The organism is Kocuria coralli, assembly GCF_008831305.1.
GTDB lineage: Bacteria > Actinomycetota > Actinomycetes > Actinomycetales > Micrococcaceae > Kocuria > Kocuria coralli.
In genome coordinates, this window is record NZ_ML708633.1 from 19,851 (window position 1) to 33,567 (window position 13,717).

The following is a 13,717-nucleotide window of genomic DNA, read 5'->3' on the forward strand; positions in this document are numbered from 1 at the left end:
GACGCATAACCCCGAAGTGCCGAGGAGAGAATCCGAGTGAGCAGCAAGAGCGAGGGCCGGTTTCCGGGTCTGAACGACGCCGAGGCGGGCAAAGTAGGCCCCACTGGTCGTCCGCTGCGGACCTTCCCGGACCCTGCACCGCTGGATACGCACGGCCCGGCGCGGATCATCGCGATGGTCAACCAGAAGGGCGGCGTGGGCAAGACGACGTCGACCATCAACCTGGGCGCGGCCCTGGCCGAATGCGGGCGCAAGGTGCTCATGGTGGACTTCGACCCCCAGGGGGCGCTGTCCGCGGGCTTCGGGGTCAGCCCCCACGAACTGGACCAGACCATCTACAACGTGATGATGGAACGCGGCGTGGATCCCTGGGACGTGATCCTGGAGACCGAGGTGGACAACATCGACCTCATGCCCGCCAACATCGACCTGTCGGCGGCCGAGGTGCAGCTGGTCTCCGAGGTGGCCCGCGAACAGGTGCTGGCATCGGCCCTGCGCAAGGTCGAGGAGCACTACGACGTGATCCTGATCGACTGCCAGCCGTCCTTGGGCCTGCTGACCGTCAATGCCCTGACGGCCTCCCACGGGGTGATCATCCCGCTGATCTGCGAGTTCTTCGCCCTGCGCGCCGTGGCCCTGCTGGTGGACTCGATCGAGAAGGTCCAGGACCGGCTGAACCCCAAGCTGACCATCGACGGCGTGGTGGCCACCATGTTCGACTCCCGGACCCTGCACTCGCGGGAGGTGCTGGACCGGATCGTGGAGGCCTTCGGGGACAAGGTCTTCGACACCGTCATCAAGCGCACCGTGAAGTTCCCGGACGCCACCGTGGCCGCCGAGCCCATCCTGTCCTTCGCCTCCAACCACGCCGGGGCGGAGGCCTACCGGCAGCTGGCCCGCGAGCTGATCTCCCGCGGCGGCGCTCCCTGATGAGCGTCCTGGCTCCTGAGACGGAGTCCGGTGACCTGTCGGAGGGGCTCGCCACCGGGTTCGCGGTGGAGCTGGAGAATTTCGCCGGCCCGTTCGAGGTGCTGCTGGGCCTGATCGGCAAGCACGAACTGGACATCACCACTGTGGCGCTGTCCGTGGTGACCGACGAGTTCCTGGACTACGTGCGCGCCCTGCGCCTGGAGAACTCGCCCGCCGCCCTGGACGCCGCCTCGGAGTTCCTGGTGGTGGCCGCGACCCTGCTCGATCTGAAGGCGGCCCGGCTGCTGCCGCGCGGGGAGGTCTCCGACGAGGAGGACCTGGCCCTGCTGGAGGCCCGCGACCTGCTCTTCGCCCGGCTGCTGCAGTACAAGGCGTTCAAGGACGTCTCCCAGCTGATGGGGGAGTCCATGCGGGCCGAGGCCGGCCGGCAGGCCCGCTCGGTTCCCCTGGATCCGGAGTTCGCCTCCCTGCTGCCGGAGCTGGTGTGGCGCACCACCCCGGAGCAGTTCGCGCAGATCGCGCGGAAGGCGTTCGAGACCAAGGCGGAGACCCCCACCGAGGTGGGAACGGACCATCTGCACGGTTTCACGGTCACCGTGCGGCAGGAGGCCGAGGAGCTCCGGCTGCTCCTGGAGGACGGCGCCGAGCACGGTTTCCGGTCGCTGATCGCCCAGGCGGAGTCCGTGCTGGTCGTGGTGGTGCGGTTCCTGGCCCTGCTCGAACTCTTCCGCGACCGCGCCGTGGAACTGCGCCAGGAGCACGTCCTCGACGAGCTGTGGGTGACCTGGGTGGCCGGCGCCGACTGGTCCTCCGACAGGCTTTCCGACGAGCACGACCGTCCGGTACTGCCCGACGAGGACCCCGCCGGACCCGCGACCGCCCAGGAGGTGCGCTCGTGAGCACGGAGGCCAACCCCGCCACCGGCCCGGTGGACGTCGACACCCTGCCGGGTGGCCTGGCGGCCGCGCTCGAAGCGATCCTGATGGTGGCCGACCGGCCCGTCAGCGAGTTCGACCTCTCCGAGGTCCTCGGGGTGCCCGTCGCCGAGATCCGCGCGACCCTGGACTCGCTGCGCGCCGAATACGACGGCCTGCGCCCGCGTGGCGCCCAGGAGCGCGACGGCGGGCGCCATCCCAGCATCGACCCCGCCAGTGCCGCCCCGACCCGTGCCGACCAGGAGGGCGGGGCCGGCGAACCTGATGCCGTGGTCCCGCGGGGCTTCGAATTGCGCAAGGTCGGGGGCGGCTGGCGCTTCTACTCCCGCAGCGAGTTCGCCTCCGTGGTCCAGGCCTTCGTCCTCGAGGGTCAGACCTCCAAGCTGAGCCAGGCGGCGACGGAGACGCTCGCCGTCGTCGCCTATCGCCAGCCGGTGAGCCGCGCGAGAGTCTCGGCGATCCGCGGGGTGAACGTGGACGGGGTGATCCGCACGCTGGTGGCCCGCGGCCTGCTGGCCGAGGTGGACCGCGATCCCATCACCGGGGCGCTGCTGTACGCCACCACGCCCTACTTCCTGGAGAAGCTGGGCCTCGACTCGCTCGAGGAGCTGCCCCGGATCTCACCGCACCTGCCCGGCGTCGACCAGCTCGACGAGTTCCAGGACTAGGGCTAGGGCCACGGGAGGGCCGGAGCCCGGCTACCCGCGGCGAGACCACACCCTCCTGCTGAGACCACACCTTGTTGCCGAGACCACACGCTAGAACGTGTGATGTCGCCAACAGGGTGAGAAGTCGAGCGGGCCGGTAGACTGGGGGCTTTGCGGCGCCCATGCCCCGGATTCACCGTGATCGAACCGGGACTGCAGCACGTCCTCCCCGACGACGACGGCGCCACCGCGCGGCCCGGATGAGCCATCCCCCGCGCGAATTCCACCGCGGATATCGCGGTGCGCATCACGGCGAATTTCCACCACAGACCTGAACAGGACAGTGAGACATGGCTGAGAACAACAGGAACTCCGGGCGTACCGGCGGCGGCAATCGCGGCGGTCGCCCAGGACAGGGCGGCCCACGGCAGGGCGGTCCGGGGCGGGGCGGCAAGCCCGGCGCCGGCAAGTCCGGAGGCCCGGGCTTCAAGGGCGGCAAGCCCGGGGGCAAGGGGTCCGCGGGCAGGCCGAATGCGGGCAAGCCCGGTACGCAGAACGCCAAGGGCGGCAAGCCCGGAGCCAAGGGCCCGGCAGGCAAGGGCACCGGACCGAAGGGCGCCGGTCCTAAAGGAGCTGGGCCCAAGAAGGGCCAGCCCGCGACGAGCGGTCCCCGCCCCTACGCCTCGACCGACCGCTATGGCCGGAAGATGCCGGACAAGGTGGCGATCTACGGGCCGCACCGCCGTCGTCGTCCCAAGAACCCGCCGGTGGACCGGCTCGAGGTCCACGACGCCGAGGGCGTGCGCCTGCAGAAGCTGCTGGCCAACGCCGGGGTGGCCTCGCGCCGGGTGTGCGAGGAGATGATCACCGAGAGCCGCGTGACGGTCGACGGCGACGTGGTCACCGAGCTCGGTGTGCGCGTGGATCCCAAGACCGCCGAGATCACCGTGGACGGCCTGCCCATCCAGCTCGACGACAAGCTCGTCTACTACGCGTTCAACAAGCCCGAGGGCGTGGTCTGCACGATGGACGACCAGGAGGGCCGCCAGTGCATCTCCGACTTCCTGATCCCGCACCGCCACCAGCAGCGGGTCTTCCACGTCGGGCGCCTGGACATCGAGACCGAGGGTCTGCTGCTGCTGACCAACGACGGCGAGCTGACCAACCGGCTGACCCATCCCTCCTACGAGGTGCCCAAGACCTACCTGGTGCAGGTCCGCGGCCCCATGGAGAAGGGCATCGGCGACCAGATGAAGGAGGGCCTGATGCTCGAGGACGGCATCGCCAAGGTCGACTCCTTCCGCCTGGTGGACTCGGTCCCCGGCCACATCCTGGTGGAGGTCGTGCTGCACTCGGGCCGCAACCGGATCGTGCGCCGTCTGTTCGACGCCGTGGGGCACCCGGTCGAGCGCCTGGTGCGCACCCAGGTGGGACCCATCCGCATCGGCGATCAGAAGCAGGGCGTGGTCCGGGACCTGTCCAAGACGGAGGTCGGCCACCTGCTGGCCTCCGTGGGATTGAGCTCCTGACATGACGGATCCAGCGGTGCCGGGGCGCAGCCGCGGCCCGGCGTCCGATGCGGGTTCCCCGGAGGTGGCCTCCGTGCTGATCGTCGGGGCGGGGCTGCTCGGCGCCTCGATCGGGCTGGGGCTGCGCAACCTGGGCGTGGAGACCTGGCTGCGGGACGCCTCGCCCACCGCGGAAGCCGTGGGGGAGGACATCGGCGCGGGCCTGAGCGAACGGGCCTGGGGCGCCAGGATGGCCGAACCCCAGCTGGTGGTCGTGGCCTCCCCGCCGGATGTCACGGTCGAGCTGGTGGCGGCCGCGCTGACGGAATTCCCCCACACGGTGGTGACCGACGTGGCCTCGGTCAAGGGCTCGATACTGCGCGGCCTCGAGGAGGCCGGCGCCGACCTGAGCCGCTACGTGGGCTCCCACCCCATGGCCGGGCGGGAGAAGTCCGGGCCGGTGGCCGCCCGCGGTGAGCTGTTCACCTCGATGCCCTGGGTGCTGTGCTCCTCCGAGCACACCGCCCCGTCCACCCGGCGGCTGGTCAAGGGCCTGGCCATCGAGCTGGGGGCGACCGTCACGGAGATGCCGGCCGAGGAGCACGACGACACCGTGGCGCTGATCTCCCATCTGCCCCAGGTGATGTCCTCCCTGCTCGCCTCCCGGCTGCAGGACACCCCGCTGCACCGCCTGTCCCTGGCGGGGCAGGGCCTGCGGGACACCACCCGGATCGCGGCCTCGGACCCGGGGCTGTGGGTGCAGATCCTCACGGCCAACGCCGGCGCGATCGTCCCGGCCCTCCACGGGGTCCGGGAGGACCTGGAGCGGCTGATCGAGACTATGGAGGCGCCCACGGCGCCGGGATCGCGCCTGGACGTCGCCCAGCTGATCGCCGAGGGCAACGCCGGGCAGGCCCGGATCCCGGGCAAGCACGGCGGGGCGCCCAAGGCTTTCGCCCAGCTCACCGTGCTGGTGGACGACCGTCCCGGCACGATCGCGCACCTGCTCACGTTCATCGGCGAGATCGGGATCAACCTGGAAGACTTGCGTCTGGACCACTCACCCGGTCAGCCGGTGGGTCTGGCGGAGGTCTCGGTCGAGCCCAACCGCCGCGATGAACTTGTGGAAGCCCTCACGACGAACGGATGGAAGGTGGTCCAGTGACCGAGCCAGCACAGGCGCCGATTCAGGTGGTCGTAGCCATCGACGGGCCCTCGGGCTCCGGCAAGTCCACGGTGTCCAAGGAGATCGCCCGCCGCCTGAACCTGGGGTACCTGGACACCGGCGCGATGTACCGCGCGGTGACGTGGTGGGCCATGCACGAGGGCACGGACTTCGCGGAGCCCTCCGCCGTCGTCGAAGCCGCGCGCAACGCCCCGGTGGAGATCTCCACGGATCCCGATCACCAGTTCGTGCGGGTGGGCGGCACCGACGTCACGGACGCGATCCGCACGCCGGAGGTGACCTCCCAGGTCTCCTCCGTGGCCACGGTGCCGGCGGCGCGCGAGGTGCTGGTGCAGCGGCAGCGAGGCATCATCGCCGACTCCGGGCGCCGGATCGTGGCCGAGGGCCGGGACATCACCACCGTCGTGGCCCCCGACGCCGAGGCGCGGATCCTGCTCGTGGCCTCCGAGCAGGCGCGCATGAACCGCCGCGGGGCGCAGCTGGGCGGCTCCCAGGACGCGGAGGCCCTGAGACAGCAGGTGGTGGGCCGCGACGCCAAGGACTCGACCGTGGTGAACTTCTCCACCGCCGCCGACGGCGTCGTCACCCTGGACAACTCCGAGCTGACCCTCGAACAGTCCGTGACGGCCGTGATGGACCTGGTCCTGCGCGCCGTTCCGGACCTCGCCTGAGCACAGGCACCAGACTTTGACCGACCCCCTGCGAGAGGAGGGTGCTCGATGACCGAGAACCCCGCCCCCAAACCGACGTCGACCTCCGCCCCGGGCCTCGAACCGTGGCAGCGCCCGGTCGACCCCTATGTGGAGTCCGTCCTGGGCGGTGACGACGACGATGTGATCGAGCGTCTCAACGCCATCGACGACGACGAAGCCGACCAGCGTGCCGAGGCCCTGCGCGCCGGCCTGGACGACTACGACCTGGACGACGAGGACCTGGCCCTGCTCGAGGCCTGGGAGGACGACTCCCTGGGCGTCCTGACCCGCAAGCCCGCGCCGGTGGTGGCCGTGGTGGGCCGCCCGAACGTGGGCAAGTCCACGCTGGTCAACCGCGTGATCGGCCGCCGCGAGGCCGTGGTGGAGGACGTGCCCGGAGTGACCCGCGACCGCGTCTCCTACAGCGCCGAATGGCTCGGCCGCCCGTTCACCATGGTGGACACCGGCGGCTGGGAGTCCGATGCCCGCGGGATCGACAAGACCGTGGCCGACCAGGCCGAGCTGGCCGTGCAGCGCGCCGACGCTGTGCTGCTGGTGCTGGACGCCACCGTGGGCGTGACCGCCTCGGACGAGGCGATCGTGAAGATGCTGCGCGGCGCCGGGCGCCCCGTGATCCTGGTGGCCAACAAGTGCGACTCGCCCGCCCTGGAGCTGCAGGCCACCGAGCTGTGGTCGCTGGGCATGGGGGAGCCGTACCCGGTCTCCGCCCTGCACGGCAAGGGCGCCGGCGACCTGCTGGACGCCCTGTTCGAGGTGCTGCCGCAGTTCTCCGAGGTGGCCGAGCCCGAGGTGGTGGGCGGTCCGCGGCGCGTGGCGCTGGTGGGCCGGCCCAACGTGGGCAAGTCCTCGCTGCTGAACAAGCTGGCGGGCTCCGAGCGGGTGGTGGTCAACGAACTGGCCGGGACCACCCGCGATCCCGTGGACGAGATGATCGAGCTGGGTGGCCGCCCCTGGCGCTTCGTGGACACCGCCGGCATCCGCCGCCGGGTGCACATGCAGAAGGGCGCGGACTACTACGCCTCGCTGCGCACCCAGTCCGCCCTGGAGCGGACCGAGGTGGCCGTGGTGCTCCTGGACGTCTCCGAGCCCCTGGCGGAGCAGGACGTGCGCATCCTGCAGATGGCCATCGACTCCGGCCGCGCCCTGGTGCTGGCCTTCAACAAGTGGGACCTGCTGGACGAGGAGCGGCGCTACTACCTGGACCGCGAGATCGAGAAGGACCTGGCCCATGTGGCCTGGGCGCCCCGAGTGAACATCTCGGCGAAGACCGGCTGGCACAAGGACAAGCTCGTCCCCGCTCTGGAGAAGTCCCTGGACTCCTGGGACACCCGCATCCCGACCGGTCGGCTCAACTCGTTCCTGGGCGAACTGGTCGCGGCCCACCCGCACCCGCTGCGCGGGGGCAAGCAGCCGCGCATCCTGTTCGGCACCCAGGCGTCCTCCCGCCCGCCCAAGTTCGTGCTGTTCACCACGGGCTTCCTGGATCCGGGATACCGCCGGTTCATCACCCGGCGGCTGCGGGAGACCTTCGGCTTCGAGGGCACCCCGATCGAGGTGGCCATGCGCGTCCGCGAGCGGCGGTCCCGCAGACGCTGAGCTCTCCGCTGAAAGGGCCTGTGCCGTCGACGACGGTGCAGGCCTTTTCTCGTCGGGGGAGGCCGCGGTTCATGGCGGCGGGTTACGCGGCGGACACCTGGCGCTGATATGAAGAAGTCGGCATGACAATGCGGCGGGGGTCACGTAATGGACACCTGCCGCCGTAAGCTAGTGCCACGCTGTGCCCGGCCGATGAGGCGTGGGGCAGCAGCCCGCATCAACTGCAGCAGGGACTGACGCCGGCCTCTCAACAAGGGTCGCCAGGAGGCAGTCCCGGAAGAAGGAGCGCCCGTGTTCGAGAAGATCCTGGTGGCCAACCGCGGCGAGATCGCCGTTCGCGCCTTTAGAGCGGCCTATGAGCTCGGTGCCAAGACCGTGGCTGTCTACCCGTTCGAGGACCGGAACTCGATTCACCGGCAGAAGGCGGACGAGGCCTACCGGATCGGCACCGAAGGGCACCCCGTCAAGGCGTACCTGAACGTCGACGAGATCATCCGCGTGGCCAAGGAGTCCGGTGCCGACGCCGTGTACCCGGGCTACGGCTTCCTCTCCGAGAACCCCGGCCTGGCCAAGGCCTGCGCCGAGAACGGCATCACCTTCATCGGCCCCTCCGCTGACGTGCTGGACCTGGCTGGCAACAAGGTCGCCGCGCTGAAGGCCGCCAAGAAGGCGGGCATCCCCACGCTGGTGGACTCGGAGCCGTCGTCGGACCCCGAAGAGCTGATCGCCGCGGCCGACGAGATCGGCTTCCCGATCTTCGTCAAGGCCGTCGCCGGCGGTGGTGGTCGCGGCATGCGCCGCGTGGAGACCCCCGCCGAGCTGCCCGACGCCCTCGAATCCGCCATGAGGGAGGCCGGCACCGCGTTCGGCGATCCCACCGTGTTCCTCGAGCAGGCCGTGCTGCGCCCGCGGCACATCGAGGTCCAGGTGCTGGCCGACAGTACGGGCGAGACCGTGCACCTGTTCGAGCGCGACTGCTCGCTGCAGCGCCGCCACCAGAAGGTCGTCGAGATCGCTCCGGCACCCAACCTGGACCCGGAGGTGCGCGATGCCCTGCACAAGGACGCCGTCGCATTCGCCAAGGAGCTCGGCTACGTCAACGCCGGCACGGTCGAGTTCCTGCTCGACACCGTGGGGGAGCGGGCCGGCGAGCACGTGTTCATCGAGATGAACCCGCGTATCCAGGTCGAGCACACGGTGACCGAGGAGGTCACCGACGTCGACCTAGTCCAGGCGCAGATGCGCATCGCCGCGGGGGAGACCCTGGCCGACATCGGGATCAGGCAGGACGAGCTGCAGGTCCGCGGCTTCGCGATGCAGAGCCGGATCACCACCGAGGACCCGGCCAACGGCTTCCGTCCCGACGTCGGGAAGGTGACCGCCTACCGCTCCGCCGGTGGCGCGGGCGTCCGCCTGGACGGCGGAACCCTGTACTCGGGTGCGGAGATCTCGCCTCACTTCGACTCCATGCTGGTCAAGCTCACCTGCCGCGGCCGCGACTACCAGACCGCCGTGCACCGCGCGCGGCGTGCGCTGGCCGAGTTCCGTATCCGCGGCGTGGCCACCAATATCCCGTTCCTGCAGTCGGTGCTCGAGGACCCGGAGTTCCTGGCGGGCAACGTGACCACGGACTTCATCGAGCGCCGTCCCGAGCTGCTCGAGGCCCGCGGCTCCGCGGACCGCGGTACCCGCGCACTGACCTACCTGGCCGAGGTCACGGTCAACAAGCCCAACGGTGAGCGCATCGAGGGCATCGACCCTCGGACCAAGCTGCCCCGCTTCCCCGACGACAAGGTCGAGGACCCGGACCGCTCGCCGTTCGACGGCCCCGGTCAGTCCGCGCCCCCGGCGGGCTGGCGCAAGGTACTGCTGGAGGAGGGCCCCGAGGGCTTTGCGGCCAAGCTGCGCGCGCAGACCGTCGTCGGTGTCACAGACACGACCTTCCGCGATGCCCACCAGTCCCTGCTGGCCACCCGTATTCGCACCCGTGACCTGCTCGCCGCCGCGCCGGCCTACGCGCACACGCTGCCGCAGCTGTTCTCGGTCGAGGCCTGGGGCGGTGCGACCTACGACGTCGCCCTGCGATTCCTGGCCGAGGATCCCTGGGAGCGGCTGCGCCTGCTGCGCGAGGCGATGCCGAACATCCCGATCCAGATGCTGCTGCGCGGCCGCAACACGGTGGGCTACACCCCGTACCCCACCGAGGTGACCGACGCGTTCGTGCAGGAGGCGGCCGAGACCGGTGTGGACATCTTCCGCATCTTCGACGCGCTCAACGACGTCTCCCAGATGGCCCCGGCGATCGCCGCCGTGCGCAAGACCGGCACCGCGGTGGCCGAGGTGGCGCTGTGCTACACCTCCGACCTGCTGGATCCGGAGGAGAAGGTCTACACGCTCGACTACTACCTGGACCTGGCCCAGCAGTGCGTCGACGCCGGTGCCCACATCCTGGCGATCAAGGACATGGCCGGGCTGCTGCGCCCGGAGGCGGCGCGCCGCCTGGTCTCCGCGCTGCGTGAGCGCTTCGACCTGCCCGTCCACCTGCACACCCACGACACCGCCGGTGGGCAGGTCGGCACGCTGCTGACCGCCATCGACGCGGGCGTGGACGCGGTCGACGTCGCCTCGGCGACCATGGCGGGCACGACGTCGCAGCCCTCCGCCTCCGCCCTCGTGGCCGCACTGGCGCACACCGAGCGGGACACGGGGATCTCCCTGCAGGCCGTCTCCGACCTGGAGCCGTACTGGGAGACCATCCGCGGGATCTACAAGCCGTTCGAGTCCGGGCTGTCCGGGCCGACCGGCCGCGTGTACCGGCACGAGATCCCGGGCGGCCAGCTGTCGAACCTGCGCCAGCAGGCGATCGCGCTGGGCCTGGGGGAGAAGTTCGAGCAGGTCGAGGACATGTACTACGCGGCCGACCGGATGCTGGGGCACCTGGTGAAGGTCACGCCGTCGTCGAAGGTCGTGGGCGACCTCGCCCTGCAGCTGGTGGGCATGAACGTGGACCCGGCCGAGTTCGAGGAGAGCCCGCAGAAGTTCGACATCCCGGACTCGGTGATCGGCTTCCTCAACGGCGAGCTGGGCACCCCGCCCGCCGGATGGCCGGAGCCGTTCCGCACCAAGGCGCTGGAGGGCCGGCACGAGAAGCCCGCCGTGGCGGACCTGTCGGACGAGGACCTGGCGGGACTCAACGGCGAATCGGCCGTGCGGCGCGCGACCCTGAACCGGCTGCTGTTCCCCGGCCCCACCCGCGACTTCGAGGCGCAGCAGAAGCAGTACGGCGACGTCTCCGTGCTGCACACCCGCGACTTCCTGTACGGGCTCATGCCCGATCGCGAGCACGTGATCTCGCTGGGCAAGGGCGTGCGCCTGCTGGTGACCCTGCAGGCCATCGGCCCGGCCGACGACAAGGGCATGCGCACCGTGATGGTGACCCTCAACGGCCAGATGCGCATGCTGGAGATCCGCGATACCTCGGTGGCCACCGACCACGTGGAGGCCGAGAAGGCGGATGCCTCCAAGCCGGGCCATGTGGCGGCTCCGTTCGCCGGGTCGATCACGGCGACGGTGTCCGCGGGCGACGAGGTCTCCGCGGGCGATCGGGTGGCCACCATCGAGGCCATGAAGATGGAGGCCTCCGTGACCACCCAGGTGGGCGGCAAGGTCACCCGCGTGGTCGTCCCGGGGCCGTCGCCGGTCGACGGCGGCGACCTGGTGGTGGAGATCGAGCCTGCTTCGTGAGGTTCGGCGAGGTTTCGCGTGAGTCACCGCTCACGGTGATCTGAGTACGTGTCCCAACGGCCCGGCGATGTGAAATCGCCGGGCCGTTGGGGTAATGTGTAGCGGGTGCTCGGGGCGATCCCGGTGATCGTGACGGGCATCTTGGACGGTCCGCCGTCCACGGGTTGTGGCGCAGCTTGGTAGCGCACCTCACTGGGGGTGAGGGGGTCGCAGGTTCAAATCCTGTCAACCCGACTTTTTGTCCTGAGTTGCGACATCGTTTACGGACGTGTCGCGGCTCAGGACTTTTTGTTTTCTGCCGGCGCTCTGGAGAGCTCTTTGAGCTCCGGCTTGGGCTGTCAGTGGTGTCTCCTAGGCTTGCCGCATGGGGCGCGAACGCAGCTACAGCGATGAGCAGTTGGTCCGTGCCATCGCATTGTCGAGTTCCTGGCGAGCGACGTTGCGCCAACTGGGGCTGGTGGCGACCTCCGCGGGCGCTATGAGGTCGGTGCGCGCCCGCGCAGACGATCTTGGCCTCGACTACCGGCACTTCAAAGGGCAGCGCCGGTGGACAAATGACCAGCTTCGCACGGCGATCGCTGTCTCGGGAACCTGGTCCGAGGTCGTGGATGCGCTCGGCCTTTTAGGCGGATCTGCCTTGGCCACGGTGAAAGGTCACGCATTACGGCTCGGTCTTGATACCGCGCACCTCACGGTGCCCCCATTGTCGGCCGTTGCGGGAGAATGCCGACCTGACGTCGCTCATCTCAGTCGCGCGGGTTCACTTCTTGCAGCTGCGTGGTTCACATTGTGCGGACAGGAGGTCTCCTGGCCTCTCGAGCCCAGTCGGTACGATCTCCTAGTTCGCGCTCAGGCAGCAGTGCGCAAAGTGCAGGTGAAGACGACGACGGTACGCGCAGGGCATACCTGGAAGGTGTACCTCTCGACTGCGCGCCGTGAACGTAAGACATACGACCCGGATGAGATCGACGACTTCTTCATCATTGATGGTGACCTGAACTACTTCCTCATCCCAGTCTCTGCTGTCGGCGGGTTGCACCTGATCCACGTCGGCGCTTATGACCGCTACCGAATGGCCTCAGGAATCTGAACGGCACCCAGGGCGCTTCACATCCTCACGGATCAGAGGCTACGAACAAAGTAAACGGGGGCGGAGCGAATGGTCTGTTCGCTTTCGTTTTCAGCCGCTTCAGTTCCGGCAGTCTGCACCCCTGATGGCTTCCGGTTGTTCTTGTCGTCTTATTCGATTCAGTGGATGCCGTGTCGTGCTAGGTACGCCTGGTGGCCCTCGATGAGCGCGCGCTGCGCCGTCCCCAGGTGCGGTTCCGCCAGCAGGTTTCCCGGCGAGGTCGGCGATTCCCACAGCGCGTCGATCTCGACGACCGCACCATCGTGCAGCTGGGCCAGTGCAGCGAGTCGGCGTCGGCTGCCCGGCGGTGGTACATGGATCTGACGCACCGCCTGCCAGGGCAGTGACTTCGCAGCACCAAGGAAGCCGCACCAGATGAATCGATCCGGCTGGATCTCCAGGCGGGCTCTGCGCCCCATCCAGAGGTTGAGCCATCCGCCGGCGAACAGCAGAACGGGTGCGAACAAGAAGATGAGAAACATGGATTCCCGCATCGCGATGGCGAGGATCATGAAGCATGCGAGTGCGAGAACTCCCATGGCGATCAAAACCCAGCCGACGACGACTGAAACTTTGCCCTGCCTGCGAACTATCTGGTTCACCGCGCTCCTTCTGCCAACGGTTCGCGTCGGCTTCGTTCACTTCCACGAGTGCTTCGTCTTCGCATAGTCTTGCAAACCATGCTGCATATGGGTTGACACCGCTATCGATGCGGCCTGGCGATATCGAGGCCGGCGAACGGGGAGAGGAACACGGCCCGCTTCAAGACCTTGTTTCCTCGCCGGGAGGGCGACTCGCCTCGGATCGAGGTGCCCGGCGGTCGGGAAGTGTTTCCCGACGATCTCTTCAACAGCTGCGGCGATGTCGTCGTCGAAGCCGCAAAGCATGGAGAGTTCCGCGATCTGCTCGTCGGCGACTTTGATCGAGCGGAGCGTCGCCGGGGGACTGCTGCACGGAGAGGTGTCAGTTGCGGTTAGGCCGCCAGGGTGACGGTCGGGTTCATGATGGTCTCGTATTCGATGGGGGTCAACCGGCCCAGGCGGGCCTGCCGCCGGCGCCGGTGGTAGGTCCGTTCGATCCAGGTGATGATCGCGATGCGCAGCTCATCGCGGGTTCGCCAGCGGCGGCGGTCCAGGACGTTCTTCTGCAGCAGCGCGAAGAAGGACTCCATCGCTGCGTTATCACCCGCGGCCCCGACCTGGCCCATCGATCCGAGCAGGTGGTGCTCGTTCAGGGCGTGCACGAATGACCTGGCGCGGAACTGCGATCCCCGGTCCGAGTGGACGATGCAACCGGCCACTTCACCCCGACGCGTGACCGCGCTGACCA

The 13,717-nt window shown here is 69.1% G+C and carries 11 protein-coding genes and 1 tRNA gene; 10 read left to right on the forward strand and 2 right to left on the reverse strand.

Annotated elements, in window-relative coordinates:
- Window positions 1–36: 36 nt before the first annotated feature.
- The 10 genes from FCK90_RS14305 (at window position 37) to FCK90_RS14350 (ending at window position 12,349) form a co-directional block, all read left to right on the forward strand.
- Window positions 37–930: a ParA family protein gene (locus tag FCK90_RS14305; protein ID WP_246180445.1), complete on the forward strand. Its 894-nt coding sequence runs from the start codon at window positions 37–39 to the stop codon at window positions 928–930.
- On the forward strand, window positions 930–1,829 hold the full coding sequence (locus FCK90_RS14310) for a segregation and condensation protein A (RefSeq protein ID WP_158034988.1): 900 nt from the start codon (window positions 930–932) through the stop codon (window positions 1,827–1,829). The genes FCK90_RS14305 and FCK90_RS14310 overlap by 1 nt, the downstream gene beginning before the upstream one ends.
- On the forward strand, window positions 1,826–2,533 hold the full coding sequence (gene scpB, locus FCK90_RS14315) for an SMC-Scp complex subunit ScpB (RefSeq protein WP_158034989.1): 708 nt from the start codon (window positions 1,826–1,828) through the stop codon (window positions 2,531–2,533). Before FCK90_RS14310 ends, scpB begins: the two co-directional genes overlap by 4 nt.
- A 329-nt stretch (window positions 2,534–2,862) precedes the next feature.
- Window positions 2,863–4,041, forward strand: coding sequence for a pseudouridine synthase (locus tag FCK90_RS14320; protein WP_158034990.1), 1,179 nt, complete (start codon window positions 2,863–2,865; stop codon window positions 4,039–4,041).
- Window position 4,042: 1 nt separating this feature from the next.
- Window positions 4,043–5,185 carry a prephenate dehydrogenase gene (locus tag FCK90_RS14325; RefSeq protein ID WP_158034991.1) on the forward strand — a complete coding sequence of 381 codons (1,143 nt, stop codon included), beginning with the start codon at window positions 4,043–4,045 and terminating at the stop codon, window positions 5,183–5,185.
- Complete coding sequence (cmk, locus tag FCK90_RS14330) at window positions 5,167–5,877, forward strand: (d)CMP kinase (RefSeq protein ID WP_158034992.1); 711 nt, start codon at window positions 5,167–5,169, stop codon at window positions 5,875–5,877. Before FCK90_RS14325 ends, cmk begins: the two co-directional genes overlap by 19 nt.
- A 48-nt stretch (window positions 5,878–5,925) precedes the next feature.
- Window positions 5,926–7,515: a ribosome biogenesis GTPase Der gene (gene der, locus FCK90_RS14335; protein ID WP_158034993.1), complete on the forward strand. Its 1,590-nt coding sequence runs from the start codon at window positions 5,926–5,928 to the stop codon at window positions 7,513–7,515.
- 291 nt (window positions 7,516–7,806) lie between these two features.
- Window positions 7,807–11,259, forward strand: a complete 3,453-nt coding sequence (locus FCK90_RS14340; RefSeq protein WP_158034994.1) for a pyruvate carboxylase — start codon at window positions 7,807–7,809, stop codon at window positions 11,257–11,259.
- 160 nt (window positions 11,260–11,419) lie between these two features.
- Window positions 11,420–11,493 (forward strand) — tRNA-Pro (locus FCK90_RS14345).
- A gap of 130 nt (window positions 11,494–11,623) precedes the next feature.
- A complete protein-coding gene (locus tag FCK90_RS14350) occupies window positions 11,624–12,349 on the forward strand; it encodes a group I intron-associated PD-(D/E)XK endonuclease (protein WP_158034995.1) in 726 nt (241 codons plus the stop codon).
- A 158-nt stretch (window positions 12,350–12,507) separates the two neighbouring features.
- Here the strand turns inward: FCK90_RS14350 and FCK90_RS14355 are convergent, their stop codons facing one another.
- Together FCK90_RS14355 and FCK90_RS14365 are read right to left on the reverse strand one after the other, a co-directional pair.
- Window positions 12,508–12,900, reverse strand: a complete 393-nt coding sequence (locus FCK90_RS14355; RefSeq protein ID WP_220433351.1) for a hypothetical protein — start codon at window positions 12,898–12,900, stop codon at window positions 12,508–12,510.
- Between the two features lie 461 nt (window positions 12,901–13,361).
- Window positions 13,362–13,717: integrase core domain-containing protein (locus tag FCK90_RS14365; RefSeq protein WP_158034997.1), on the reverse strand; the 356-nt coding region annotated here is incomplete at its 5' end.

What these genes read in the sequence shown, in the direction of transcription:
- FCK90_RS14350 (WP_158034995.1), top strand. Translation starts at nt 11,624, where the DNA reads ATGGGGCGCGAACGCAGCTACAGCGATGAGCAGTTGGTCCGTGCCATC.
- der (WP_158034993.1), top strand. Translation starts at nt 5,926, where the DNA reads ATGACCGAGAACCCCGCCCCCAAACCGACGTCGACCTCCGCCCCGGGC.
- FCK90_RS14325 (WP_158034991.1), top strand. Translation starts at nt 4,043, where the DNA reads ATGACGGATCCAGCGGTGCCGGGGCGCAGCCGCGGCCCGGCGTCCGAT.
- FCK90_RS14355 (WP_220433351.1), bottom strand. Translation starts at nt 12,900, where the DNA reads ATGATCCTCGCCATCGCGATGCGGGAATCCATGTTTCTCATCTTCTTG.
- cmk (WP_158034992.1), top strand. Translation starts at nt 5,167, where the DNA reads ATGGAAGGTGGTCCAGTGACCGAGCCAGCACAGGCGCCGATTCAGGTG.
- FCK90_RS14320 (WP_158034990.1), top strand. Translation starts at nt 2,863, where the DNA reads ATGGCTGAGAACAACAGGAACTCCGGGCGTACCGGCGGCGGCAATCGC.
- FCK90_RS14310 (WP_158034988.1), top strand. Translation starts at nt 930, where the DNA reads ATGAGCGTCCTGGCTCCTGAGACGGAGTCCGGTGACCTGTCGGAGGGG.